The organism is Gaiella sp., from assembly GCF_057140465.1.
On sequence record NZ_DBNHWK010000011.1, the window covers coordinates 1 to 23620 of the forward strand.

27 protein-coding genes are annotated in these 23620 nt (G+C 72.8%); 13 read left to right on the top strand and 14 right to left on the bottom strand.

Translation table 11 applies throughout. The features are described from left to right. On the top strand, positions 1–195 hold a 195-nt coding region (locus AC162C_RS00935), incomplete at its 5' end, for a hypothetical protein (RefSeq protein ID WP_484095910.1). A 108-nt stretch (positions 196–303) separates the two neighbouring features. Here AC162C_RS00935 and AC162C_RS00940 read toward each other — a convergent pair. Next, on the bottom strand, positions 304–657 hold the full coding sequence (locus AC162C_RS00940) for a hypothetical protein (protein WP_484095911.1): 354 nt from the start codon (positions 655–657) through the stop codon (positions 304–306). A 69-nt stretch (positions 658–726) separates the two neighbouring features. Further along, positions 727–849: a hypothetical protein gene (locus tag AC162C_RS00945; RefSeq protein ID WP_484095912.1), complete on the bottom strand. Its 123-nt coding sequence runs from the start codon at positions 847–849 to the stop codon at positions 727–729. 363 nt (positions 850–1212) lie between these two features. Here AC162C_RS00945 and AC162C_RS00950 point away from each other — a divergent pair, with 363 nt between their 5' ends. Beyond that, on the top strand, positions 1213–1512 hold the full coding sequence (locus AC162C_RS00950; RefSeq protein WP_484095913.1) for a hypothetical protein: 300 nt from the start codon (positions 1213–1215) through the stop codon (positions 1510–1512). 99 nt (positions 1513–1611) lie between these two features. Here AC162C_RS00950 and AC162C_RS00955 read toward each other — a convergent pair whose 3' ends face one another. The 7 genes from AC162C_RS00955 to kynU all read right to left on the bottom strand — a co-directional run bounded on the left by AC162C_RS00955 (position 1612) and on the right by kynU (position 9437). Next, complete coding sequence (locus AC162C_RS00955; protein ID WP_484095914.1) at positions 1612–2022, bottom strand: cyclic nucleotide-binding domain-containing protein; 411 nt, start codon at positions 2020–2022, stop codon at positions 1612–1614. A 10-nt stretch (positions 2023–2032) separates the two neighbouring features. After that, positions 2033–3343 (bottom strand): MFS transporter, encoded by a 1311-nt coding sequence (locus tag AC162C_RS00960; protein WP_484095915.1) that lies wholly within the window; start codon positions 3341–3343, stop codon positions 2033–2035. A gap of 130 nt (positions 3344–3473) precedes the next feature. Then, the gene (locus tag AC162C_RS00965) at positions 3474–5114 is read right to left on the bottom strand and encodes an amidohydrolase (RefSeq protein WP_484095916.1); all 1641 of its coding nucleotides are present in this window, start codon (positions 5112–5114) and stop codon (positions 3474–3476) included. Continuing rightward, positions 5104–5463 (bottom strand): cupin domain-containing protein, encoded by a 360-nt coding sequence (locus tag AC162C_RS00970; RefSeq protein ID WP_462972850.1) that lies wholly within the window; start codon positions 5461–5463, stop codon positions 5104–5106. Before AC162C_RS00970 ends, AC162C_RS00965 begins: the two co-directional genes overlap by 11 nt. 11 nt (positions 5464–5474) lie before the next feature. After that, the gene (glgC, locus tag AC162C_RS00975; RefSeq protein ID WP_484095917.1) at positions 5475–6710 is read right to left on the bottom strand and encodes a glucose-1-phosphate adenylyltransferase; all 1236 of its coding nucleotides are present in this window, start codon (positions 6708–6710) and stop codon (positions 5475–5477) included. A 65-nt stretch (positions 6711–6775) separates the two neighbouring features. Continuing rightward, a complete protein-coding gene (locus tag AC162C_RS00980; protein ID WP_484095918.1) occupies positions 6776–8152 on the bottom strand; it encodes a glycogen synthase in 1377 nt (458 codons plus the stop codon). A 4-nt stretch (positions 8153–8156) separates the two neighbouring features. Next, positions 8157–9437 carry a kynureninase gene (kynU, locus tag AC162C_RS00985; protein WP_484095919.1) on the bottom strand — a complete coding sequence of 427 codons (1281 nt, stop codon included), beginning with the start codon at positions 9435–9437 and terminating at the stop codon, positions 8157–8159. 66 nt (positions 9438–9503) lie between these two features. Here kynU and AC162C_RS00990 point away from each other — a divergent pair, with 66 nt between their 5' ends. Together AC162C_RS00990 and AC162C_RS00995 are read left to right on the top strand one after the other, a co-directional pair. Beyond that, positions 9504–10190: a zinc metallopeptidase gene (locus AC162C_RS00990; RefSeq protein ID WP_462972854.1), complete on the top strand. Its 687-nt coding sequence runs from the start codon at positions 9504–9506 to the stop codon at positions 10188–10190. Positions 10191–10195: 5 nt separating this feature from the next. Further along, positions 10196–11326 carry a CapA family protein gene (locus tag AC162C_RS00995; protein WP_484095920.1) on the top strand — a complete coding sequence of 377 codons (1131 nt, stop codon included), beginning with the start codon at positions 10196–10198 and terminating at the stop codon, positions 11324–11326. A 49-nt stretch (positions 11327–11375) separates the two neighbouring features. On the opposite strand, the gene AC162C_RS01000 is transcribed toward AC162C_RS00995, so the two are convergent. Next, positions 11376–11804 (bottom strand): cytochrome P460 family protein, encoded by a 429-nt coding sequence (locus AC162C_RS01000; protein WP_484095921.1) that lies wholly within the window; start codon positions 11802–11804, stop codon positions 11376–11378. 155 nt (positions 11805–11959) lie between these two features. On the opposite strand from AC162C_RS01000, the gene AC162C_RS01005 reads away from it, so the two are divergent. From AC162C_RS01005 to AC162C_RS01015, 3 genes are read left to right on the top strand one after another with little or no spacing between them, the layout of a single operon-like run. Next, a complete protein-coding gene (locus tag AC162C_RS01005; protein WP_462972857.1) occupies positions 11960–12256 on the top strand; it encodes a hypothetical protein in 297 nt (98 codons plus the stop codon). Beyond that, entirely contained in the window at positions 12237–12824 is a 588-nt protein-coding gene (locus AC162C_RS01010; RefSeq protein ID WP_484095922.1) for a hypothetical protein, read from the top strand. Before AC162C_RS01005 ends, AC162C_RS01010 begins: the two co-directional genes overlap by 20 nt. Next, positions 12821–14137, top strand: coding sequence for a copper resistance CopC/CopD family protein (locus AC162C_RS01015; RefSeq protein ID WP_484095923.1), 1317 nt, complete (start codon positions 12821–12823; stop codon positions 14135–14137). Before AC162C_RS01010 ends, AC162C_RS01015 begins: the two co-directional genes overlap by 4 nt. A 159-nt stretch (positions 14138–14296) precedes the next feature. Here AC162C_RS01015 and AC162C_RS01020 read toward each other — a convergent pair whose 3' ends face one another. From AC162C_RS01020 to AC162C_RS01030, 3 genes are read right to left on the bottom strand one after another with little or no spacing between them, the layout of a single operon-like run. Then, the gene (locus AC162C_RS01020) at positions 14297–14443 is read right to left on the bottom strand and encodes an aquaporin (RefSeq protein ID WP_484095924.1); all 147 of its coding nucleotides are present in this window, start codon (positions 14441–14443) and stop codon (positions 14297–14299) included. Positions 14444–14495: 52 nt separating this feature from the next. Further along, positions 14496–14846, bottom strand: coding sequence for an ArsR/SmtB family transcription factor (locus tag AC162C_RS01025; protein ID WP_462972861.1), 351 nt, complete (start codon positions 14844–14846; stop codon positions 14496–14498). 43 nt (positions 14847–14889) lie between these two features. Further along, the gene (locus AC162C_RS01030; protein ID WP_484095925.1) at positions 14890–15873 is read right to left on the bottom strand and encodes a zinc-dependent alcohol dehydrogenase family protein; all 984 of its coding nucleotides are present in this window, start codon (positions 15871–15873) and stop codon (positions 14890–14892) included. A gap of 60 nt (positions 15874–15933) precedes the next feature. On the opposite strand from AC162C_RS01030, the gene AC162C_RS01035 reads away from it, so the two are divergent. From AC162C_RS01035 to AC162C_RS01060, 6 genes are all read left to right on the top strand, one after another. Beyond that, on the top strand, positions 15934–17610 hold the full coding sequence (locus AC162C_RS01035; protein WP_484095926.1) for a GAF domain-containing protein: 1677 nt from the start codon (positions 15934–15936) through the stop codon (positions 17608–17610). 136 nt (positions 17611–17746) lie between these two features. Beyond that, positions 17747–19126 carry a type III glutamate--ammonia ligase gene (gene glnT, locus AC162C_RS01040; protein ID WP_484095927.1) on the top strand — a complete coding sequence of 460 codons (1380 nt, stop codon included), beginning with the start codon at positions 17747–17749 and terminating at the stop codon, positions 19124–19126. Between the two features lie 170 nt (positions 19127–19296). Further along, entirely contained in the window at positions 19297–20205 is a 909-nt protein-coding gene (locus AC162C_RS01045; protein ID WP_484095928.1) for a class II glutamine amidotransferase domain-containing protein, read from the top strand. Then, positions 20202–20921, top strand: a complete 720-nt coding sequence (locus AC162C_RS01050) for a hypothetical protein (protein ID WP_484095929.1) — start codon at positions 20202–20204, stop codon at positions 20919–20921. The genes AC162C_RS01045 and AC162C_RS01050 overlap by 4 nt, the downstream gene beginning before the upstream one ends. Then, complete coding sequence (locus AC162C_RS01055) at positions 20921–22297, top strand: FMN-binding glutamate synthase family protein (RefSeq protein ID WP_484095930.1); 1377 nt, start codon at positions 20921–20923, stop codon at positions 22295–22297. Before AC162C_RS01050 ends, AC162C_RS01055 begins: the two co-directional genes overlap by 1 nt. Before the next feature lie 21 nt (positions 22298–22318). Continuing rightward, positions 22319–23110, top strand: coding sequence for a xanthine dehydrogenase family protein molybdopterin-binding subunit (locus AC162C_RS01060; RefSeq protein WP_484095959.1), 792 nt, complete (start codon positions 22319–22321; stop codon positions 23108–23110). 21 nt (positions 23111–23131) lie between these two features. Here AC162C_RS01060 and AC162C_RS01065 read toward each other — a convergent pair whose 3' ends face one another. Next, positions 23132–23494, bottom strand: a complete 363-nt coding sequence (locus tag AC162C_RS01065) for a DsrE family protein (RefSeq protein ID WP_484095931.1) — start codon at positions 23492–23494, stop codon at positions 23132–23134. Positions 23495–23620: the final 126 nt, after the last annotated feature.

Sequence of the window (23620 nt, forward strand, 5' to 3'; positions counted from 1 at the left end):
GGGTGTCGGCGCCGGCCGAGGCGGCGGTGGGGTCGGAGCGGCGCGGGCGATCGGCTCCCGCGCCCCCGTCTCCTGGGCGCGCAGTGCTGCGAGCGCAGCACGGACGTCGGCCAGTTCCTCCCCGAGCGCGTCGATGCGACGTTCCAGCTCGGCTACGCGGTCTCGAGAACCCTCCACGGCGCTCCGACCTCCTAGGCCTCAAGCATGACCGACCCGCCGATCAGCGCAATCGGGGCATTCACTGAGGCGCGGTCCGGGCTGCTCCCGATGGTGGAGCAGCGCCTCCGTGTGCCGGGAAGGGCGTCACGCGCACGTGAGCGTGGCGGACACCACGTCGCCCGCCACGTCGAAGACCTGCTCGACGACGGGGACGGCGGCGATCGCCCCGAAGCTGCGCGACCCCGCGTCGCCCGAATCGAGCCGGTAGTCGAGACGGCACCCGCTGCTGTCCGCCGTCTGCTCCCAGCGGACGACGAGCTGGCTCCCCGTCTGCGCGACGTCCACGTTCGCGACCGGTCCGCTCGACGCGACCGTGACCTCCCCGCCCGCCCCGCAGCCCGCAAGCGCGAGCACCGCGGCGAGGAGGACGAGCGAGGGCCCGACGATGCGGCGGCGGCCGAGGCGGTTCGCAGGAGCCCGATCGGTCTTCCATCTCATGGCAGCCGAACGATACGCCGATCGCGCGAGCCCCTCGCCGTCGCCGCGGATCGCCCGGTCGCGGGTGGCTCAGGCGCGGGCCGCGAACAGCCGGCGGGGCCCGTCGACGCCCTTCAGCGAGTGCTCGCCGCGGTCGACGAACTCGAGCCCCGAGCCGGCGACGAGGTCGCGGGTCGTCGCGCTGACGAGCACCTCGCCCGCCGTCGCCGCGCGGGTCTCCTCGCAACGTCAGGGCTCTCCCTGGCTGCGTTCCTCGTGGCCGCGGTGGCCCTCGCCTCCCCGCTCCTCTCCCTGCCCGTGCGCGGCGCCGGGCGGCCGATCCGGCGCCGGCGACGGCGCACCGTGGATGAGGCCGCCGACGGCGGCATCCGGCCCGTGCCCGGACTGCCGGCGCCAGGGCCCGTGTGCGCGGGAACGCAGAGCGCGTGAGCGCGGGACGGGGCGACGGGATCACCCGGGCAGGTGTAAGGGACTCCTAAGGCCCTCGTAACGGCGGCGCAGGAAACAGCGGCGAGCATGGCGGGCGTCCCTTCCAGCGACCGAGAGGAGAGTTCGATGAGGAAGCTGCTCGTGACCGCCGTCGCCGTGTCGGCGCTCGGGCTCGTCACGGCCGGTGTCGCCGCCGCCGACAACGCGTTCCTGTGCCCGATCGTCGGCGACGGGGTCCTGAACGCCGATGCCCACAACGGCGAGCACGGCGTGGCGGCGATCACCCCGCCCGCGGGGACGTCGCTGCTCCCGGGCAGGAACCAGGCCGGGGCCAACGCGAACCCGAGCGCGTACAACGCCAACGGCGGCCCCGACGCGGGGAACAGCCCCGGCGCGGCGGGGTTCACGCCGATCTGGAACCCGTAGAGCCGTTCCGCGGGGGCGGGGCGACGGGACGCTCCGCCCTCGCCCCCACAGGCGGCGCACGGCGCGTGCGCGGGGCGGTGCTCGGCCCGGCTGGGTCGGCTACCGGTTGTCGTCGAGCCGCTCTGCGAGCGGCGCGAGCAGCTTCGGCGAGATCGACGGCATCCGCCGCAGCAGTGAGCGGAACGCCGTGTCGGTGACCACGAGCACGCGCACCTGCGTCGTCGCCGTGACCGTGGCGTTGCGTCGGGCGTCCGTGAGCAGCGCGATCTCGCCGACGAAGTCGCCCCCGTGGAGCTCGTTCACCTTGCGGCCGTCCTTCGTCACCTTCACGGACCCGTCGACGATCACGAAGAACTCGCGGCCTCGCTCGCCCTGCGTCATCAGCTCCCGTCCCTCGGGCAGGTCGATCTCGTCGGCGATCATCGCGATCTCGCCGAGCTCCTTCTTCGACAGTCCCTCGAACAGCGGGACCCGGGAGATCAGCTCGACCTTGGCGTTCTTGCGCAGCACGCAGGCGATGCTACTGCGACCGCCGCGGAAATGGAAGCGGCTGGGCGGTCTCGGGCGCGGCGGCGACCGGTGGGGACGCAGGCTCCCGGCGCTCGTCGAGCGCGTCGTCGACCCGCTCGAGCCGGCGGATGTCGGGCACGAGCAGCAGGCCGATGTTGGCCGCGAGCCCCGCGCCGGCGGCGATCAGGAGCGCTGCCGTCACGCCGACCGCATCGGCGAGCGGGCCGGCGAGCAGGTATCCGAGCGGCATGAAGACGAGCGAGATCGCCCAGTCGAGCGAGCTCACGCGCGAGATCGCGTCGGCAGGGATGTGCTGCTGCAGCATCGTGTCCCAGAAGGCGTTGCCGATCGCGATCGCCGCGACGGCCGCGAGGGACGCGACCATCAGGGCCGGCAGTGGGAACGGCGGCACGAGGGCGAGCAGCTGCAGGCTGACGAACACCATCAGTGCGAACCCGGGGACGAGGGGTCGGCGCGGCTTCCAGCGCAGTGCGACCGCTCCGCCGACGAGGCCGCCGATCGCGCCGCCCGTGAGCATCAGCCCCCAGTCGCGCGCGCCGCCGAGCTCCTCGGAGACGACGACCGGCCCGAGGACGAAGTACGTCGCGATCGTGACGTTCGAGACCGAGAACGCGATGAAGGACGACCACAGCCAGCGACGGGACCGGATCTCGCCGAGCCCGCGGCGGACATCGCCGAGGAACGATCGCCCGACGGCGAGGGCGATGACCGTGGGCATGCGCATCGCAACGAGGAAGAGGACGCTCGCGAGGTAGGTGGCGGCGTCGATCGCGAACACGACGCCGAAGTCGAGCGTCGCGACCAGGAGCCCGGACAGCGCGGGGCCGAACACGTACACCGCGCTCTGGGAGAGCCCGGTGAGCGCGTTCGCCTCCTGCAGCCGTTCCGGGGGCACGAGCTGCTTCACGAGCCCGGTGGACGCGGGGCCGAAGAACGCGGTCGCCGCTCCGGCGACGGCGCTCGCGACGACGAGGTGCCAGACGCGCGCCGCATCGAGGAAGAACGCGACGGCGACGAGCGCCTGGACCGCGAGGCGGAGCAGGTCCGCGCCGATCATCACGAGCTGCCGCGGCAGGCGGTCGGACCAGACACCGCCGGCGACGATGAAGACGACACGCGATCCCATGAACGCCGCGAAGACGAGGCCGAGCGCCGACGCGGAGCCCGTGAGGTCGAGGACGGCGAACGTCAGCGCGACGGGAATCAGGGCGTCGCCGACCGACGAGATCAGCTGGCCGGTGAAGAGGAGCCGGAACTCGCGCAGGCGGAGCGGCGCGAGGCTGTCGGAGAGGCCGCGCACCGGGAGATCGTCCGTCCGCGGCCGGCCCCCGGTCAAGGGCGATGCCGTCGGGAGGCAGGTGCCGGACTCCGTGACGCGACGCGCGGTCGCGTCGGCTCGGCCCCGTCGCCGTCCCCGGCCGGCGCGGCCGTCAGGACGGCGCGTCGACGCCGGCGGCGTGCACGGGCTCGCCCTCGACGAGCGTGAGCGCCGCCCCGGCGTCGGCGATCGACCCCGCCCCGCGGTCGGTGAGGTCGCGGTCGACGACGACGAGGTCGGCGAGCTTGCCCACCGTGATCGATCCCGTCTCGCCGTCGAGGTGGTTCACGTACGCGGAGCCGAGCGTCGCCGCCTCGAGGGCCGCCTCCAGCGAGAGGCGCTCGTCGGGGAGGAACGGCTCGTCCTCGGGGGCGTCGGGGAGCCGCCGCTCGATCGCGACCGCGAGCTGCAGGAACGGGTCCGGCGAGGACACGGACCAGTCGCTGCCGAAGGCGAGGCGCGCGCCCGCGCGGGCGAGGCTGCCGAACGGGTACATCGCCGCCGCGGCGCGCTCGCTCACGAACGGGACCGTCAGCTCCTCGACGTATCCGGAGCGGACCGCCCAGAGCGGCGTGACGTTGGCAGCGACCCCGAGCGCCGCGAAGCGCGGAAGGTCGTCGGCGTGGACGAACTGGAGGTGGGCGAGATGGTGGCGTGCATCGCGGCGGCCGTTCGCCTCCGCGGCGGCCGCGAGCGCGTCGAGGCACTCGCGGACGGCCCGGTCGCCGATCGCGTGGACGTGCACCTGGAACCCGTGCCGATCGAGCAGCGTCACGTCGTGGGCCAGGCGGCGCGGGTCGAACAGGCTGAGACCGGTGTTCGTGGTCGTCGCTCCGGACGCGTCCCGGTAGGGCTCGAGCATCGCGGCGGTGAAGTTCTCCGCCACCCCGTCCTGGAAGAGCTTGGCCCCGCGGATCCGCATGCGGCCGACCGTGCCCCGGGCGCGCCGGTCGAGGAGCTCGTCGAGCTGGTCGTCGCCCCGCGCGTCGTCCCAGGAGAGGTTGCCCTCGAGACGCATCGTCAGCTCTCCGCGCTCGGCGAGCCTGCGGTACGGCTCGAACAGGTCGGCGCCGAGGTCGGCCTCCTGGCAGGTCGTGATCCCGAGCCCGTGGAGCTCACGCTGGGCGCCGCGGATCGCCTCCTCCCAGTCCGCCGCCGCCGGATCGGGGAGGTGCGCCTGTACGAGCCGGCGCGCGTTCTCGTGGAGCGTCCCCGAGGGTGCGCCCGACGCGTCGCGGTCGATCACGCCGCCGGCCGGGTCGCGCGTCGTCGAGGTCACGCCGGCCAGCTCGAGCCCTCTCGTGTTCACCCAGGCGGTGTGCGCGTCGCGCGTCTCCAGGTACACGGGCCGGTCGGGCAGGATCGCGTCGAGCTGCTCGCGGGTCGGCATCGGCCCGCCGAAGTCGTCGGCCGACCACCCGTCGCCGACGATCCACTCCGCCTCGGGGTGGGCCGCGGCGTAGGCGCGGACGACGGACGCGTATCCGTCCGGCGACTCCGCCGCCCGGAGGTCGCACTGCAGCCGCGCCAGTCCGCCGCTCGCGACGTGGACGTGGGCGTCCTGGAACCCGGGCAGCACGGTCCTCCCGGCCAGCTCGATCACCTCCGTCCCCGGGCCGACCCATCGTCGGGCGTCCCGTGTGGAGCCGACGAAGGCGATGCGCCCGGACTGCACCGCGACCGCCTCGGCCGTCGGCCGCCGACGGTCGACCGTGAGCACCGTGCCCCCGGTGAGGACGAGGTCAGCTGTCACGCGGAGCGCGAAGGTACGCGTCGTCGCCGCGGATCCAGTCGTCCCGCGGGGGTGCGAACACGTCGAGCACGACGGTGTCCTCGAGCGCCTCCACGCTGTGGCGGACGCCGGAGGGGACGACGACGCTCTCGACGGCCGAGACGACGCGCTCCTCGTCGCCGATCCGGAAGCGCAGCCGGCCCGCGAGCACCGTCGCGACCTGCTCGTGCACGTGCTCGTGCTCGGGCACGACGGCGCCCCGGCCGAGCAGGATGCGCGCCACGGTCAGGTGGTCGGTGTGCACGACCTGGCGAGCGATCGCCGGGGTCAGCTCCTCGACCGGCTCCTCTTCCCAGCGCTGGACCTGCATCACGCGCGATTCTATGGGTGCTCGAGCGTTCGATCCTTCTCGACGACCGCGATCCCCCAATCGCTGATCGTGAACCGCTCCGCATCGTGCTCCGGGTCGAGCCCGATCCGGTAGCCGGCCGGGACGACGACGTTCTTGTCGATCACGCACCGGTGCAGCCGGGCGCCGGGGGCGACGCGGACGCCCGGGAAGAGGATCGAGTCGACGACGTGGGCGTCGTGGTCGACGTAGCTCCCGGGGCCGACGATCGACCGCTCGACGTGCGCCCCGGAGACGATCGAGCCCTGGCAGAGCAGGCTCGCGCCGACGGACGCCGGCTCGCCGCCCGGCCCGCGGGAGATCTTCGCGGGCGGCAGCGGCGGCTGGTCGGTGAGCATCGGCCACGCGTCGTTGTAGAGGTTGAACTCGGGCACCGGCGCGACGAGGTCCATGTTCGCGGCGTAGTAGGCGTCGAGCGTCCCGACGTCGCGCCAGTAGCCACGCTCGCGCTCGTCCTGCCCCGGGACGTCGTTCGTCGAGAAGTCGTAGACGCGGGCGACGCCCTCACGGGTGAGCGCGGGGATCACGTCCCCGCCGATGTCGGTGCGCTGCTGGTCGAGGCCCGCCGGGGTGACGACGTCGACCAGCGTCTGCGTCTCGAACACGTAGTTGCCCATCGAGGCGAGGCAGCGCGTCTCGTCGCCGGGCATCGACGGCGGCTCGTCGACCTTCTCGTGGAAGCCGATGATCCGGCCGTCGGCGTCGGACTCGATCACGCCGAACGCCTTCGCCTCGTCCCGCGGGACGGGGATCGCCGCGACCGTCACGCCCGCCCCGGACTCGACGTGTGCCTCGACCATCTGCCGCGGGTCCATCCGGTAGATGTGGTCGGCACCGAACACGCAGACGTGGTCGGGGCGCTCGTCGCCGATCAGGTTGAGGTTCTGGTAGATCGCGTCGGCCGAGCCGAGGAACCAGTACGGGCCGCGCCGCATCTGCGCAGGGACCGGGGTGACGTAGTTCCCGAGGAGTGTCGAGAAGCGCCACGTCTGCGAGATGTGCCGGTCGAGCGAGTGGCTCTTGTACTGCGTGAGCACGACGATCTTCAGGTACCCGGCGTTGGCGAAGTTCGAGAGGGCGAAGTCGATGAGGCGGTACGAGCCGCCGAACGGGACGGCGGGCTTCGCGCGGTCGTTCGTCAGCGGGAGCAGGCGCTTGCCCTCGCCGCCGGCGAGGATGATCACGAGGATCCGAGGTGCCACCGCCATCGGGCCGAGCGTACCGCTGATGCCTCGTCTCGCGAAGCGGGTGCGTCCCTGCCCGACTTCGCCCGCTACCGACGGGCGAGACGCGCGTAGAGCGCGACGTGCCGGGCCGCCGGCTCCCGCCACGACCAGTCGGTCGTCATGCCGCGCACCTGGGCCTCCCGCCGGACGTCGGGATCGGCCCAGTCGCGCAGGGCGCGGCGCAGCGTGTCGAGCAGCGCGGCGCTCGTCGCCGCGGGCGCCCGCCAGCCGGTCCCCCGATCGGGGCTCTCGTCGAGATCGATCACGGTGTCCCGCAGGCCGCCGACGTCGGTGACGAGCGGCAGCGTCCCGTAGCGCATCGCCTGCATCTGCGTGAGGCCGCACGGCTCGAAGCGGCTCGGCATCAGCAGCAGGTCGCCGGCGCCGAGCAGGAGGTGCGCGAGCTCGTCGTCGTACCCCTCGACGAACGCGAGCTCGTGCGGATGGCGTCGCGACGCCTCGCGGAGGGCGGCCGCGAGCGCGGCGTCGCCGGCGCCGAGGATCCCCAGCTGCACCGAGAGCCCGTCGAGCAGGGGGAACAGCGGGGCCAGGAGGTCGATGCCCTTCTGCTCGACGAGACGGGTGACGGCGACCGCGAGCGCGCCGTGCCGCTCGGGCAGTCCCAGCGCGACGCGCGCGGCCTCCCGCGCCCGGCGCTTCGGCTCCAGGTCGTCGGGCCCGAAGGGCTGGGGAAGGGAGGGGTCGCGTCGCGGGTCCCAGGCCTCGGTGTCGATCCCGTTGCGGATCCCGACGAGGCGGTTCGCGCGATCCCGCAGGAGCGCGTCGAGGCCGTTCCCCGTCTCGGGCCGGAGGACCTCGTCCCGGTAGGTGGGGCTGACGACGACGACGGCCTCGGCGAGCGCGATCGCCCCGGCGAGAGGGTTGCAGGCGCCGTCCCACGCGTACGGGGCGCTCCGCGGCCCGAGCCGTTCGAGCCACTCGAGGCCCGTCTGCCCCTGGTGGGCGAGGTTGTGGATGGAGAGCACGACGGGGATGTCGTCGATCCAGGACGCCGCCGCGGAGGTGTGCCAGTCGTTGAGGTGGACGACGTCCGGCCGGCGTCGCCGTGCGTGTGCCGCGACGGCTGCCGAGAAGGCGAGGAACCGCGCGTCGTTGTCGGGCCAGCCCGCGCCCTCCTCGTCGTGGTAGGGGTGCGGCCGCTCGACCCCAGGTGCCCTGATCAGGGTGACGGGGCCGGCCACGGCGTGCACGCCGCTGCGGGCGGCAGCCGGCCCGGCCCACGAGGGCACGTCGAGCGCGACGAGCTCCTCCCCCGCGAGCTCGACGCCGCCGTAGTCCGGTACGACGACCTCCATCTCGACGCCCTGGGCGGCGAGCTCGCGTGCGAGCCCGGCCGCAGCCTGGGCGAGCCCCCCGACGGCGGCGATCGGTGTCAGCTCGGCGGTCGCGAAGAGGGCCCGCATCTGCTCAGCGAGGCTCGCACACGTCGAGCAGCCCGACCGCTGCACGACGGCAGTCCTCGAACGACGAGTACAGCGGCGCCGGCGCGAACCGCAGCACGTCCGGGCGGCGCACGTCGCAGACGACGCCGTGCCGGTCGCGGAGACGTCTCGCGATCTCGTCTGCCCCGGCGACGGTCACCGAGAGCTGGCTCCCGCGCCGCTCTGCGTCTCGCGGCGTGATCAGCTCGAGCCGACGCACGGCCGCGACCTCGTCGAGGAGGGACTCGAGCCAGCCGGTGAGGCGGATCGACCGTTCGCGGAGCGCGGGCATGCCGACCTCGTCGAAGAGCGCCAGCGAGGCACGCAGCGGGGCGTACGCCACGATCGGCGGCGTCGAGATCGCCCAGCCCTCCGCTCCCGCGCGGGCCACGAAGTCGGGCTCCATCAGGAAGCGCGCTGCGGGGTCGGTCGCCCACCAGCCGGCGAGCCGGAAGGGCGCCTCGTCGCGCCAGTGCCGCTCGTGGACGAAGATCCCGGCGGGCGCGCCGGGCCCGCCGTTGACGTACTTGTAGTGGCACCAGGCGGCGAAGTCGGCGTCGGCGTCGTGGAGCGAGACGGGGACGTTGCCGATCGCGTGGGCGAGGTCCCAGCCGCAGGCGGCGCCGACGCGGTGCGCCGCCTCCGTGATCTCGCGGAGCGCGAGCACCTCGCCGGTGAGGTAGTTGACCGCTCCCAGCAGCACGACGGCGAGCGTGTCGCCGGCACGCTCGATCGCCTCGACGACGTCGGCGGTGCGGAGCGTCGACTCACCCTCCCGCGGCGCGACGCGGATCACCGCCTCCTCCGGGTCGAGACCGTGCCACGCGGCCTGGCTGGAGACGGCGTGGGAGTCCGAGGGGAACGCGGTGTCCTCGATCAGGATCCGCCGCCGGACGCCCGTGGGGCGGTAGAAGGTCGCGAGCAGCAGGTGCAGGTCGACGGTGAGGGTTCCCATCACCGCGACCTCCTCCGGCGAGGCGCCCACCAGCGCCGCGACCGACGGGCGCAGCGACCCGGCGTACTCGAGCCACGGCTCGCGGGCCTCGAACCAGCCCTCGACGGCGAGGCGGGCCCACTCGTCCAGCTCCGCCTCGACGGCGGCCCGGGCCGCTCTCGGCATCAGCCCGAGCGAGTTGCCGGCGAAGTACGCCCACTCGGGATGGCCGCCGCCGGGCCACGGCGGGACGGCGAACGCGCGGCGCAACGCCGTGAGCGGGTCGCCCTCGTCGAGCCGGAGGGCCTCGTCGCGGTCGGCGATCGCGCTCATTGCGGAATGATTACGGAGCCGGAGCAGCCCCGGGGGAGGACCGCCGCCGTTGCTACGCTTGGCGCCGTGAACGGGTTCGCGCTCTACCTCGCCTTCCTCATCCCGCCGCTCGTCCTCGGGTTCGTCATCCAGGGCTGGCTGCGCAAGACCGTGGCGCAGCAGATGCAGGTCTCGGTGTTCACCGGCCTCACCGGCGCGCAGGTCGCACGCCAGATCCTCGACCAGAACGGCCTCACCGACGTCCCGATCGAGCGTGCGCAGGGAGGCCCCCTCTCCGACCACTACGACCCGCGCAAGCGCTCCGTGCACCTCTCCGCACCCGTCTACGACGGGGCCGCGGTCGCCTCGACGGCGATCGCCGCGCACGAGGTGGGGCATGCGCTCCAGCACGCCAAGGAGTACTCGTTCTTCCGTGTGCGCTCCGCGATGTGGCCGGCGGTCTCGATCGCCTCGCAGGCGTGGCTGTTCCTCCTGCTGATCGGCGCCTTCATGGGCGCGTTCGGGCTCGTGCAGCTGGCGATCGTCCTGTTCGCGGTGGTCGTCCTCTTCCAGCTCGTCACGCTCCCGGTCGAGTTCGACGCGTCGAAGCGCGCACTCGTGCAGATCCGTGAGCTCGGCCTCGTGAGCGAGGGCGAGCGTCAGGGTGCGAAGAAGGTCCTCACGGCCGCCGCGATGACGTACGTGGCCGCCGCGCTCGCTGCGCTCTCGCAGCTCGCGTACTACGCGATGATCTTCCTCGGCAACCGGAGCTAGGCCCCGTGCGGGGAGCACTGCTCGCCCTGCGGGCGGGGCTCGTCGTCGGTCTGATCGCGGTCGTCGTGTCGCTGCTCGTCGACGGCGCCCCGACGCCCGCCGTGGCGCAGCCCGAGACGGTCGCGAGAGCCGAGGAGACGACGGCGGAGAAGGCGAAGCCCGCTCCGAAGAAGCCTCCCTATCCGCCCGGCGTCGTCACGATCGCGGCCGTCGGGGACATCGTCATGGGCTCCACCCCGACGTTGCCGCCCGACGGCGGGCGCGGCTTCTTCTCGGCCGTCGCGGCGGACCTCCCCGCCGACGTCGTCCTCGGCAACCTCGAGGGCACGCTCACGAACGCGAGCGGGTCCAAGTGCGGCCCGTCGAGCACGAACTGCTTCGCCTTCCGCACGCCGCCCGGGTACGCGCGCTGGCTCAAGCGGGCCGGGTTCACGGTGCTCAACCTCGCCAACAACCACGCCTACGACTTCGGGGCGGCAGGCCTCGCGGAGACCGTGAAGTCGCTCGACCGGTACGGGCTGCAGCACACCGGTCGCCCCGGCGAGGTCGCGGTGACGAAGGTCGGCAAGATCCGCGTCGCCACGCTCGGCTTCGCGAGCTATCCGTGGGCCAACCCGCTGACCGACCTCCGCCAGGTGCGGAAGCTCGTCACCCAGGCGGCCCGGAAGGCGGACGTCGTGATCGTCACCGCGCACATGGGCGCCGAGGGCGTCGACCACCAGCACGTGCGGCCGGGGGCCGAGCAGTACCTGGGGGAGAACCGCGGCGATCCCGTACGCTTCGCGCGCGCCGCGATCGACGCGGGGGCCGATCTCGTCGTCGGCCACGGCCCCCACGTGCTCCGCGGCATGGAGTGGTACAAGGGGCGCCTGATCGCGTACTCGCTCGGGAACTTCGGGGGGTACAAGGTGTTCGCGCTCGGCGGGCCGCTCTCCGTGAGCGGGATCCTCCGGGTGACGCTCCGCGGCGACGGCGCGTTCGAGGCGGGGATCCTCGTCCCGACCCGGATGAACGGCGAGGGCGTCCCGCAGCTCGACCCGGCGGAACAGGCGCACGGCATCGTCCGGAGCCTCTCGCGGGCCGACTTCGGCTCCCGCGCGGCGACGGTCTCGCGCTCCGGCGTGATCGGCCGCTGACAGAGCCTCGGCCGCCGGCAGTGCGGTCGTCAGCGGGAGGCCCCCGGCCTCAGCGCTTCGTGAAGACCCAGTCGTTCGCCTTCGCCTGCATGTGGCAGCTGACGCAGACCTGTCCCTTGGCGAACACGCGGTAGCGGGAGCCCGACCGCTCGTACTCCACCCAGCGCCAGACCCCCTTCACCTTCCGCATCACCGCCACCTGGAACGGCAGCCCCTTCTCGCCGGGCCTCGCGATCGTCTTGAGCACGACCGTGCCGTTCGGGTACTTCCGCCCCTTCTTGCGCTTGCTCGCGTAGACGTTCTTGATCCCGGTGTGGGCGCCGGGCGTCGTGATCGGCTTGCGGTTGAGCTTCGTCCACTTCGCGTAGCCGTTCGTGTACCGCGGGAGGCCCTTCGCCGAGGGCTGGGCGGAGGCGAGCACGGCGACCGCTCCGGCGAGGCCGAGCGTCATCACCAGGATCGCGATCTTCGCGCGCACGTACGGGCATGATGGCCGATCGGGTGCGCCGCGGGAAGCACGCATTCCTTAAATCGAGGTCGAGGCGGGCGCGAGGGCCGGTTTGCGACGACGGGCGCCACGATGCACACTGCGCGGGGGACCCGTTTCGAACGCTGGGAGTTGGGAGTGATGTCGTGAGCTCGGAGCTTGCACGCCCGCTGAGCCGCTCGACCGAGCGCCGTCGTGCGTCCATGGGCCCTCGCGCGCTCGCGGTCGAGGCGATCGGCCCGCTGACGATCGTCGCCGGCGTCGTGTGGGCGATCGCGCAGCCGTACCGCGTGGCGTTCATCTATCGCGACGGCAAGGGGATCTACGACTACCTGTTCCAGCCCCCGCTCCTCGTCGTGGTCGTCGGGGTCGTGTTCGGGCTCTTCGTTGCGCCGTCGCTCGTTCGCGACCTCCTCGAGGTGGATGAGCGCTCCGAGGGCTGAGATCGCCCACTGGGCAACCGGTGCGGTCGTCCTCTTCGTCGGGCTCGTGCTCCTCGCGGAGGTGATCGTCGGTCCACAGGTCTTTCGACGCCGGGCGTGGCGTGCGTACGCGTGGCCGCTCGCCGCGGTCGTCGGCGGCGTCCTCCTCTGGCTGATCGCGGCCCTGTCGACGTTCTCGACGCTCCATCTCGTCGCCCACTCGATCTGGGCCCAGGCGGCGATGATCGCGGGAGGCGTGCAGATCGCCGTCGTCCGCGGCACGCTCACGAGCCCCCGCTGGTCGCTCGTGACGGCTGCCGCGCTCTTCGCCACCGGCGCCTCGTTCCTGATCCACGAGCAGAACGGATGGCTGTTCTCGCGCTCCGCGTTCCTCCACCACGCGGTCGGCTGGGTGCTCGTGGTGTCGGCGATCTTCCCGATCGGACAGGCGCTGCGGCCACGACGCGTCGTCTGGAGCGCCGGGTTCGCCCTCACGTTCGTGGTGGTCGCCGTGCTCCTGTTCGCCGACCGCGACGTCGCGCCGATCTTCGGCCATCTCTCGGAGTTCGCGGGCGGTGAGACGCCGTGAGGCCGCGGGTCGCGCTCGTCGCCGCGGCAGCGGCGCTCCTCCTGCCCGCGTCCGCGTCCGCTCACGCCACGCTCGCGTCGTCCACGCCCGAGGTGCAGTCGTCGCTCGAGTCGCCGCCGCCGGAGATCGTGCTCCGCTTCGACCAGTCGGTGACGGCCGTCCCGGACGCGATCGTCGTGCTCGCGACCGACGGGTCGGTCGTCTCGGGGCCTGCGGCGTCGGCCGACGGCGGGCGCGAGGTTCGCGCGCCGGTCCGCGACGACCTCCCGCGCGGCGCGTACACGGTGCGGTGGCGTGCGCTGTCCGCCGACGGTCACGTCGTCTCCGGCGTGTTCACGCTCGGCGTCGGCGTCCCGGCGCCCTCGCCCACCGAGGCCGTCGGGGCGAGCGGGCTCACGGTGCGGGACGACGTCGCACGCTGGGGCTCGTTCGCAGCGCTCTCGATCCTGCTCGGCCCGCTCGTGGTCCTCCTCGTCGTGCTCCGTGGGCTCGATCCCGGGCCCCGGGCGCAGCGCGCGTTCTACCTGTGTGCGGCCGTCGGTACCTTCGCCGTGCTCAACGTCGGGATCATCGGCTTCGTGCTCCGGGCCGACAACGCCCTCCAGGCCTCGTTCGCGGACCTCCTCTACGCCGACCTCACCCCGTTCTCGGAGAAGACGCGGTTCGGCATCGCCTTCATCGTCTCGCTCGTCGGCTTCGGTGCGGTCGCGGCGCTCGCGATCCTCGCCTGGGCGTTCGACATCCGACGGCTGCTCTGGGGATGCCTCGCGCTCTCGCTGGTGCTCGCCTCCGGCTTCTCGCTGTCCGGCCATCAGGCGACCGAGCCCAACTCGAGCTGGCTCACGCAGTCGGCCGACTGGCTCCATCTCGTTGCGGCCGCCGTCTGGGCCGGCGGCGTCGTCGCGCTCGCGCTGATCGTCTGGCCGCTCGCGCCGTCGCTCCGCAGGATCGCCTTCCTCGGCTTCTCGCGGATCGCGGTCGTCCTCGTCGCCGTCCTCGTGCTCGCGGGGACGTACCTGTCGATCGTGCGCCTGCCGGAGATCTCCGACCTCTGGACGACGTCCTACGGCCGGCTCCTGCTCCTCAAGATCGGCGTCGTCTCCCTGGCGCTCGCCTGGGGTGCCGTGCACCACGCCGTCGTCCGTCCCCGTCTGGAGCGGGGGCGGATCCCGGCCGGGATCGGGCGCAGCCTCGTCGGCGAGAGCGCGGTGGCGATGGCCGTGCTGCTCGTGGCGGCCGTGCTCGTGAACGGCTCGCCGCCGCCCGTCGACAGCGGGGAGTCCACGTCGACGGTGCCCGCTGCCTCCGGATAGTCCGGTGAGCGACCGGCGGGCCGCGCCCGCCTCCCACACGAACGACTGACCGTCGGATCCCGAGGGCGTGGTCGCGCCGAGATCCCCGATCTCACCTGCGCCGCCCCCGAGGCCAGCGCCCGGCGCGCCGGGACGCGGCGTGTGAGTGCGAAGGGGCCGTCAGGCCGGGCCCAGGTGGGCGCCGGAGACGCGCCCGACGGTGGAGATCGTCGCCGTGATCACGAGCCCGAACGCGAGCGCAACGCCGAGCGTCCCCGGGGCGCCCCTGTCGGCATCGAACATCCCCGCCGCGCGGCCGGCGAACACGAGCGCGAACGCCCGGTTGCCTCGGGTGCGAGCGCGCGGGCGAGCAGGGCGCTCACCGGGGTGCGGCCGCGGCGGTCTCCGACAGGAGCGAGCCGACCCGGTCGAGAGCGCCGGGTGCGAGCGCGTAGTAGGCGTATGGGCCGCGCTTCTCGCGCTCCAGCAGGCCGGCCTCGGTCAGCTGCTTGAGGTGGTGGCTGACCGTCGGCTGCGAGATGCCGAGTGCGGGCTGGAACTCGCAGACGCACACGGGATCGCCGTCGGCGCGCATGAGGATGTTGAGGATCCGGAGCCGGTGGCGGTCGGCGAGTGCCTTGAGCAGCCGTTCCAGCTCGGCCGCGTCGTCCGTCGAGAGCGCCGCGCCGGCGAGCGGGGCACAGCACTCGACGAGCGGCAGGTCGCGCATGCCGTGAGCATATCGATCGAGATCGATGACGTCGGCGGCCGCCTCAGACGACGAGCACCGCGGCGCCGGCGAGCCTGCCCGTGCGCAGGCGGTCGAGCGCCTCGTTCGCCTCGACGAGCGGGAACGTGGTCACCGTCGTGCGCACCGGGATCCGCGGGGCCAGGGCGAGGAACTCCTCCCCGTCGTGCCGTGTGAGGTTCGCCACCGAGCGAACCACCCGCTCTCCCCACAAGAGCTCGTACGGGAACGACGGGATGTCGCTCATGTGGATCCCGGCACAGACGACGGTGCCACCCTTGCGCACCGCGGCGAGCGCAGCCGGGACGAGCTCCCCGGCGGGGGCGAAGACGATCGCAGCGTCGAGCGGCTCGGGCTCGTCGCCGACGGCCCCTGCGAAGCTCGCGCCGAGGTCGCGCGCCAGCCGCTGCGCGTCTGCATCGCCCGCCCGTGTGAGCGCGACGACGCGGCGACCCTCGTGCACGGCGACCTGGCAGACGATGTGGGCGGCGGCGCCGAACCCGTAGAGGCCGACGACGGCGGGGTCGCCGGCGAGCCGCAGCGACCGGTAGCCGATCATCCCGGCGCAGAGCAGGGGAGCCACCGTCTCGGGAGGCGCGGCGTCGTCGAGCGGGAAGCAGTAGCGGGCGTCCGCCACGGCGCGCTCGGCGAAGCCCCCGTCGCGGTCGTAGCCGGTGAAGCGGGCGTCGTCGCAGAGGTTCTCGGCGCCGCTCCGGCAGTAGCGGCACGTCCCGCACGTCCAGCCCAGCCAGGGCACGCCGACGCGTGTCCCGGGCTCGAGGCGGCGGCCGGCGTCGCGACCCACGGCGAGCACGTCGCCGACGATCTGGTGCCCTGGGACGAGCGGCAGCGCAGGACGCGTGAGCTCGCCGTCCACGATGTGCAGGTCGGTGCGGCACACCCCGCAGGCCCGCACCGCGAGCACGACGTCGCCGGGGCCGGGCTCGGGGTCCGGGAGCGTCGCGCGGCGCAGCGGACGACCCGGCGCGTCCAGCACCATCGCCTCCATGGCGATCACCGTATCGTGCGGGCGGTAGACGCGGGCCGCCCGGCGTCCTAGTCTCCCGGGATGGCCATGGGCGCACGCGAAGGCGCGTTCCTCTCGCGGATCATCTCCACCGTCGGCTCGTCGCTCGAGCTCGACAAGGTGCTCGCAGCCGTCGTCGAGCTCCTGTCCGACGCCAGCGCGGTGCACGCCTGCTTCGTGTACCTCGTCGACGGCACCGGCGATCGGCTCGTGCTCTCCTCCGCCAGCGAGCCGTACGCCCACCTGGCCGGCGACATCGTCCTCGACCGGGGCGAGGGGCTCGCATGGTGGAGCGCGGAGCGTCGGGAGCCGGCGTTCGTGCCCGACAAGCTGCTCGACGACCCGCGGGTGAAGTACGTGCCGGAGCTCGACGAGGACAAGTTCCAGTCGCTCCTCACGGTGCCGATGGTGGGGAAGGACCACTCGGTCGTCGGCGTGATCGTCGCGCACACCGAGGCGCCGCGGGAGTTCACGCAGGAGGAGGTCGACGTGGTCGTCAGCGCGGCCTCGCTCGTCGCGGGGGCGATCGAGAACGCCCGCCTGTACGAGGAGACCCGGCGACAGGTGCGCGAGCTCGAGGAGCTGACGACGCTCGCGGAGGAGATCGCCGGCTCGCGCTCCCTCGAGGAGCTCCTGCCCCTCGTCGCGGCCCGCGGCCGCGAGATCCTCGGCGCGAGCGTGTGTCACCTGTACCTCTTGGACGGCGGCCTGGAGGAGCTCGTCGTCCGGGCGTCCCACCCGCCGGACGTGGAGGCGCGTGAGCGCATCGGACTGGCCGAGCTGGGCCCGGAGCTCGCCCGCGGCGGCCGGGGGTCGCGCGTCTCGGTGCCCCTCGTCGCCGAGGACGAGCTGCTCGGCCTGCTCGTCGCCGAGGAGAGCGTGGCGCTGAACCTGGCGCGGGGGGTGGCGAGCCAGGCGGCGGTCGGGATCAAGAAGGTGCAGCTGATCGAGCGCCTCACGGAGGAGAACGCGATCCGCGACTTCTTCAGCACGCTCGCGGGCGGCGGTGCCCCCGCGGACCTGAGGCGGCGCAGCGCCGGCCTCGGGCTCGACCTCGAGAGCGAGCACGTCGTCGTGGTCGCGGAAGGTGCGAACGAGCATCTCGGGCGCGCGCTCGCGGGCCTCGCCCCGGGCGCCCTGTGGGATCGCCGCGAGCGGTCGCTGACCGCCGTGCTCCCGGTTCCCCCGACGGGCGCCGACCGGCTCGTCGCCTCGATCCGACAGGTGCAGGGGCGGCGGGCGTCACGGGCGAGGATCGGCATCTCGAGCGGCTGCTCGGGGCCTGAGCGCTGTGCCGGCGCCTTCGTCCAGGCGCGGCAGGCGCTGCTCGGCACCGTCGTGCTCCGGGGCGAGCCCGCCGTCGTCGGCTACGAGGAGCTCGGCGCCTTCAAGTACCTGCTGCGGCTGGCGGACGACGGCATCCCGCGCGACGCGACGATCGAGGCAGTCGCGCGACTGGCGGAGTACGACCGCGAGCGGAGCGCCCAGTTGCTCACGACGCTCGAGGAGTTCCTCGCCCGGCACGGCAGCGTCAGCGCGTCGTCGGAGGCGCTCTACGTGCATCCGAACACCCTCCGCCAGCGGCTCCGCCGGATCGCCGAGATCTCCGGGCTCGACCTCCGGGAGGACGACTGGCTGATGGTCGAGATCGCGGTCAAGCTCGTGCGCCTGCGAGACGTGCTCGCCGAGCGGGTCGAGCGCCCCGCCCGTTCGTCCTGACGTCCTGGGCCGGCCGTCGCGCGCGCCGGTCGCGCCATCCCCGCCATACGACGGGCCGGAATGGTGGAGGATTGCTCCGTCGCAGATCGACGCGACGCGTGGTAGTCAACGCCGATCCGACCAGGGAGGACGACCGATGGGCCCCGACGCGGCCAAGCTCGAGCAGATCAGGAAGGAGACGGAGAAGCGCGGCATCGAGTTCTTCTTCGCCCAGTTCGTCGACCTGTACGCGCGGCCGAGCGCGAAGCTCGTGCCGGCCGGGAACCTCGACGACCTCGCCACCGAGGGCGCCGGCTTCGCCGGGTTCGCGGCGGGCGAGATCGGGCAGCAGCCGAGCGACCCGGACATCGCGGCGATCCCGGACCTCGACAGCTTCACCCCGGTGCCGTGGCAGCCGAACCTCGCGCGCTTCGCGTGCGACGTCACGGTCGAGGGCGAGCCGTGGCCCTACTGTCCGCGCACGATCCTGCGCTCCGTGCTCGCCCGGGCGCGCGACCAGGGGTACGAGTTCAAGATCGGGATCGAGCTCGAGTACTTCCTCGTGGAGCTCGACGAGGACGGGACGATCGCGATCGCCGACCGGCTCGACACGCTCGAGAAGCCCTGCTACGACATCGCGGGGCTGACACGACGCTACGACTTCCTCACCACCGTCTCGCGCTACTGCAACGAGCTCGGCTGGGGCAACTACGCCAACGACCACGAGGACGCGAACGGGCAGTTCGAGCAGAACTTCTCGTTCGACGAGGCGCTCGCCACGTGCGACCGCGCGATCTTCTTCCGCTACATGGTGCACACGCTCGCGGAGCAGCTCGGCCAGGCGGAGGGGCGGACGATCCTGGCGACGTTCATGCCGAAGCCCTTCACGCACCTCACCGGCAACGGGGCGCACTTCCACATGTCGCTCTGGCGGGACGGCGAGAACGTGTTCCTCGACGACGCCGACCCGCGGGGCCTCGGGCTCTCCGAGACCGCGTACCGCTTCATCGGCGGCCTCAAGGCGCACGCCCGCGCGTGCAGCGCGATCACGGCCCCGACCGTCAACTCGTACAAGCGGCTGAAGCCGGGGACGACCGCGAGCGGCGCCACCTGGTCGCCGGTCTGGATCTCGTACGGCTACAACAACCGCACGCAGATGCTCCGGATCCCGGGCCCCGGGAGGATCGAGGACCGCACGATCGACGGCTCCTGCAACCCGTACCTCGCCGCCGCCGTCGTGCTCGCGGCCGGCCTCGACGGGATGGAGAAGGGCCTCGACGCCGGGGACCCGAACAGCGAGAACCTCTACTCGTTCAGCTACGACGAGCTGACCGCGCGCGGGCTCCGCTCGCTGCCCGCGAACCTCCTCGACGCGACACAGGAGCTCGAGGCGAACGAGGTGCTCCGGGCGGCCCTGGGCAGGACGGCGCGGGAGGACTACGTCGACTACTACGTGAAGGTCAAGCGCGACGAGTGGTTCGCCTACCACGAGCAGGTCACGCCCTGGGAGGTCCGCGAGTACCTGACGCGGTTCTAGGGCCGCTCAGCGGTCGACGCCCCACGTCGCTCCATATGTTCACTATCGACATATGGGGCGATCGAAGTGTGTCACCGAAACCGCATGAGATAGCCGTAGACTGCACGCGTGGACGCGGCTCACTATGGAGAGGTCGCACACAATCCGTCGGGCTCGAGGAGGACAACAGGATGTGCGGGATCGTGGGGCTGTTCGCGAAGTCTGCGGCGGTCGAGGCGCGGCTCGGGGAGCACCTCCAGGCCATGCTGGTGCAGATGTCGGACCGCGGTCCGGACAGCGCGGGCGTCGCGGTCTACCGTGACCCGGTGCCGTCCGGCTGGTCGAAGCTGACGCTGCAGTCGGCCGACCCCTCCGTGGCCTGGGACGCCGTCGCCGCGGAGCTCGAGGAGGCGTTCGGCGGCTCGCCGGCCCTCGAGGTCCGTGCCAACCACGCCGTCCTCACCGTCGAGGCGGAGCCCGCCGACGCCGAGGCGCTGGTGCGGAGGGAGCATCCGGCGCTCCGGGTGATGAGTGCGGGTCGGGTGATCGAGATCTACAAGGAGACGGGACGTCCCGAGGCGTTCGCGGAGCGGTTCCGGCTCGCCGAGCTCACGGGGACGCACGCGCTCGGGCACACGCGGATGGCCACCGAGAGCCGGGTCACGACCGAAGGCTCCCACCCGTTCTCGACGGGCCTCGATCTCTGCCTCGTCCACAACGGGTCGCTGTCGAACCACAACCGGCTGCGGCGGGAGCTACGGCGCGAGGGCATCGAGTTCTGGACGGAGAACGACACGGAGGTCGCTGCGGGCTATCTCGCCTGGCGCCTTCGTGAGGGCGCGACGCTGGAGCAGGGGCTCGAGGGCTGTCTCCGCGATCTCGACGGCTTCTACACGTTCCTCGTCGGCACGGCAGACGGCTTCGCAGTCCTCCGCGACCCGATCGCCTGCAAGCCGGCGGTCCTCGCCGAGACGGACGACTGGGTGGCCATGGGCTCCGAGTGGCGCGCGATCGCAGTCCTGCCGGGCGCCTCCGACGCGCGCATGTGGGAGCCGGAGCCGGAGGTCGTCTACGCGTGGGAGCGGGAGGTGGTCGCATGACCGCGGCCACGGGCGAGACGACGGCGGTCGAGGTCGTCGACCTCGCGGCCACGCCGCTCCGTGAGCTCAACCAGCGGCTCCACGACCTCGCCGTCGACCCGTCGGGCCCGCGGCGCTGGCGCGTCCTCAACCCGAACGGCGAGCACGCGATCGCCTGCGGCCTCGACGCCGACGTCGAGGTCGAGATCGAAGGGCATGCCGGCTACTACTGCGCCGGCATGAACAAGCGGGCGACCGTTCGCGTGCACGGAAACGCCGGCACCGGGGTCGCGGAGAACATGATGTCCGGCCTCGTCCTCGTCGACGGCAACGTCAGCCAGTCGGCCGGGGCGACCGGCCGCGGCGGGCTGCTCGTCGTCAAGGGCGACGCCGCCGCCCGCTGCGGGATCTCGATGAAGGGGATCGACATCGTCGTCCGCGGCTCGGTCGGGCACATGAGCGCGTTCATGGCCCAGAAGGGCGCGCTCGTCGTCTGCGGCGACGCCGGTGACGCGCTCGGCGACTCGATCTACGAGGCGCACCTGTACGTCGCGGGCTCCGTCCGCGGGCTCGGAGCCGACTGCGTCGAGAAGGAGCTCCGGGACGAGCACGTCGCCGAGCTGCGCGACCTGTTGGCGCGCGCCGGCTGCGACGACGTCGACCCCGGGTCGTTCCGCCGCTTCGGCTCGGCGCGTCAGCTCTACACCTTCAAGGTCGACAACGTCGGAGCGTACTGATGAGCACCACCGACGACCGCGTCTCGGGGAACGGCGGCGCCGCGCCCGTCGCCGCGGGATGGCACCCGGGGCTCCGCGAGTCCTACCTCTTCGACCGCAACGTGATCGCCGACATCCAGCGCGCGGCGCGCGAGGGGATCTACGACATCCGCGGGTTCGGGGCGAAGCGGCGGCTGCCGCACTTCGACGACCTGCTCATGCTCGGCGCGAGCGTCTCCCGCTACCCCCTCGAGGGCTACCGGGAGCGCTGCGACACCGACGTCACGCTCGGGACGCGCTTCGCGAAGCGGCCGCTCGAGCTGAAGATCCCGATCACGATCGCCGGCATGAGCTTCGGCGCGCTCTCGGCGCCGGCGAAGGAGGCGCTCGGCCGCGGGGCGTCCGAGGTGGGGACGTCGACGACGACGGGCGACGGCGGCATGACCCCGGAGGAGCGCGAGCACTCCGACGTCCTCGTGTACCAGCTGCTGCCGTCGCGGTACGGGATGAACCCGGACGACCTGCGACGCGCCGACGCGATCGAGGTCGTCGTCGGCCAGGGGGCGAAGCCGGGCGGGGGCGGCATGCTGCTCGGGCACAAGATCTCCGACCGCGTCGCCGAGATGCGGGACCTGCCGAAGGGGATCGACCAGCGGAGCGCCTGCCGCCATCCCGACTGGACGGGGCCGGACGACCTCGAGATCAAGATCCACGAGCTGCGCGAGATCACCGACTGGGAGAAGCCGGTCTTCGTCAAGGTCGGGGCGACACGGACGTACTACGACGTCCAGCTCGCCGTCAAGGCCGGCGCCGACGTGATCGTCGTCGACGGGATGCAGGGCGGCACCGCCGCCACCCAGGACGTCTTCATCGAGCACGTCGGCATTCCCACGCTGCCGGCCGTTCGCCTCGCGGTCGACGCGCTCCAGGAGCTCGGGCTCCACCGCGAGGTGCAGCTGATCGTGTCGGGTGGCATCCGCAGCGGGGCCGACGTCGCGAAGGCGCTCGCGCTCGGCGCGGACGCGGTCGCGATCGGCACCGCGGCGCTCGTCGCGATGGGCGACAACAGCCCCGAGTACGAGGAGGCCTACCGGCGGATCGGCAGCTCGGCGGGCTACTACGACGACTGGCAGGCGGGCCTCGACCCGGCGGGGATCTCGACGCAGGACGACGAGCTCGCGGCCCGCTTCGACCCCGTCGTGGGAGGCCGCAAGATCGCCAACTACCTGCGCGTGCTGACCCTCGAGGCGCAGACGCTCGCCCGCGCCTGCGGGAAGTCGCACGTGCACAACCTCGAGCCGGAGGACCTCGTGGCGCTCACGCTCGAGGCGGCGGCGATGGCGCGCGTGCCGCTCGCCGGCACCGACTGGATCCCGGGCTGGACCGGAGCGCGCTGAGGCGTCCCGCGGACGCTGGCGATCCCCGAGTCGCACGTGCGGGTGATCGTCCCGCTCCTCGGCGGCGGGTTCGGCGCCAAGTGCGACTTCCACTTCGAGGGTCACGTCGCCGCGCTCGCACGCGCCGCCGGACGGCCCGTGAAGCTCGTCTTCTCGCGGCAGGAGGAGTTCGTCGCCGTCGGCCACCGCCGTGAGGGGATGGTGATCGAGCTCGAGACCGGAGCCCGCGCCGACGGAACGCTCGTCGCCCGTCGTGCCCGCCTCGTTCTCGACCGCGGTGCCTACTGCGGCGAGGGGGGCTTCTTCGCGCAGATGGCCGCGATGCACGCCGCCGGCCCGTACGTGATCGAGAACGTGAAGATCGAGTCGTACCTCAACTACTCGAACACCCAGCCGTCGTCGTCGATCCGGGCGCCGACGGCGCCGCAGGTGTGCTGGGCGCTGGAACAGCACATGGACGAGCTCGCGGAGGCGCTCGCGATCGATCCCGTCGACCTGCGCTGCCGCACGCTGATCGAGGACGGCGCCGAGGGGCCGACGCGCCAGGTCTTCGACCACGTCGGGATCCGGGAGACGTTCGAGCGGGCGGTGGAGCTCGTCGGCGACGGGCCGACGAAGTCATCGCCACGTCGCCGACTCACCCCTCGATCGACGCAGCACGTCGACCCGAACTTGCCGCGTGAGCGAGGGGAACCGACGTCGTGGGCGGGCGACGATGCGTGCGGAGACGTCGCCCGACGGCACGCGGCTGTCCGCGTCCTGCCTGCACACGAGCCGGGCAGTCGGCTCGAGGCGTTCTCGACGTCGTGGTGACGCCGACCGGCCGGTGCCCCGTCAGTAGCTGAAGACCGTCGCGTCGCTGCCGACCCACTCCAGCATCGGCGATGCTCCCGCGACCTTCGTGCTCGCGGCCTTCTCCGCCTCCTGGAGCCCACGGGCATCGAGGCAGATCGGGCACAGCCACAGCTCGCCGCCGCCGTCGACGAACTGCTCCCACAGGCGCTCCAGCGGCGGACAGCCCTCACACACGACACCGGTCGTCTGGCCGGGCAGGCCAAGGCGCACGGCTTCCTTCGTCGCCCAGACGACGACCTGCTTGCCCTGGGCGAGCGCCGCCGTGGCCACGAGGAAGGCAACGAGGACACGTTCCCCGTCTTCCATGCCCGTTGAGAGGTTGACGAGAACCTTGTCGCCCATTCCACTCTCCTGGTCGTTTCCCGGTACGGACTGTGCCAGATGGAGAGCATGGGCATGGAGCGGCGTGGAAGCAAGCCGCACCGGGCCGGTTGGGGCATCGGGGGGAGAAGGCGGTGCTGTCGGTCG

Coding starts and splice junctions, on each gene's coding strand:
- AC162C_RS01050 (WP_484095929.1), top strand. CDS start 20,202: ATGACCGCGGCCACGGGCGAGACGACGGCGGTCGAGGTCGTCGACCTC.
- glgC (WP_484095917.1), bottom strand. CDS start 6,710: ATGGCGGTGGCACCTCGGATCCTCGTGATCATCCTCGCCGGCGGCGAG.
- AC162C_RS00980 (WP_484095918.1), bottom strand. CDS start 8,152: ATGCGGGCCCTCTTCGCGACCGCCGAGCTGACACCGATCGCCGCCGTC.
- AC162C_RS01035 (WP_484095926.1), top strand. CDS start 15,934: ATGGCCATGGGCGCACGCGAAGGCGCGTTCCTCTCGCGGATCATCTCC.
- AC162C_RS00970 (WP_462972850.1), bottom strand. CDS start 5,463: ATGCAGGTCCAGCGCTGGGAAGAGGAGCCGGTCGAGGAGCTGACCCCG.
- AC162C_RS01055 (WP_484095930.1), top strand. CDS start 20,921: ATGAGCACCACCGACGACCGCGTCTCGGGGAACGGCGGCGCCGCGCCC.
- kynU (WP_484095919.1), bottom strand. CDS start 9,437: ATGAGCGCGATCGCCGACCGCGACGAGGCCCTCCGGCTCGACGAGGGC.
- AC162C_RS00950 (WP_484095913.1), top strand. CDS start 1,213: ATGAGGAAGCTGCTCGTGACCGCCGTCGCCGTGTCGGCGCTCGGGCTC.
- AC162C_RS00940 (WP_484095911.1), bottom strand. CDS start 657: ATGAGATGGAAGACCGATCGGGCTCCTGCGAACCGCCTCGGCCGCCGC.
- AC162C_RS01030 (WP_484095925.1), bottom strand. CDS start 15,873: ATGGAGGCGATGGTGCTGGACGCGCCGGGTCGTCCGCTGCGCCGCGCG.
- AC162C_RS01065 (WP_484095931.1), bottom strand. CDS start 23,494: ATGGGCGACAAGGTTCTCGTCAACCTCTCAACGGGCATGGAAGACGGG.
- AC162C_RS01025 (WP_462972861.1), bottom strand. CDS start 14,846: ATGCGCGACCTGCCGCTCGTCGAGTGCTGTGCCCCGCTCGCCGGCGCG.
- AC162C_RS01010 (WP_484095922.1), top strand. CDS start 12,237: ATGAGCGCTCCGAGGGCTGAGATCGCCCACTGGGCAACCGGTGCGGTC.
- AC162C_RS01045 (WP_484095928.1), top strand. CDS start 19,297: ATGTGCGGGATCGTGGGGCTGTTCGCGAAGTCTGCGGCGGTCGAGGCG.
- glnT (WP_484095927.1), top strand. CDS start 17,747: ATGGGCCCCGACGCGGCCAAGCTCGAGCAGATCAGGAAGGAGACGGAG.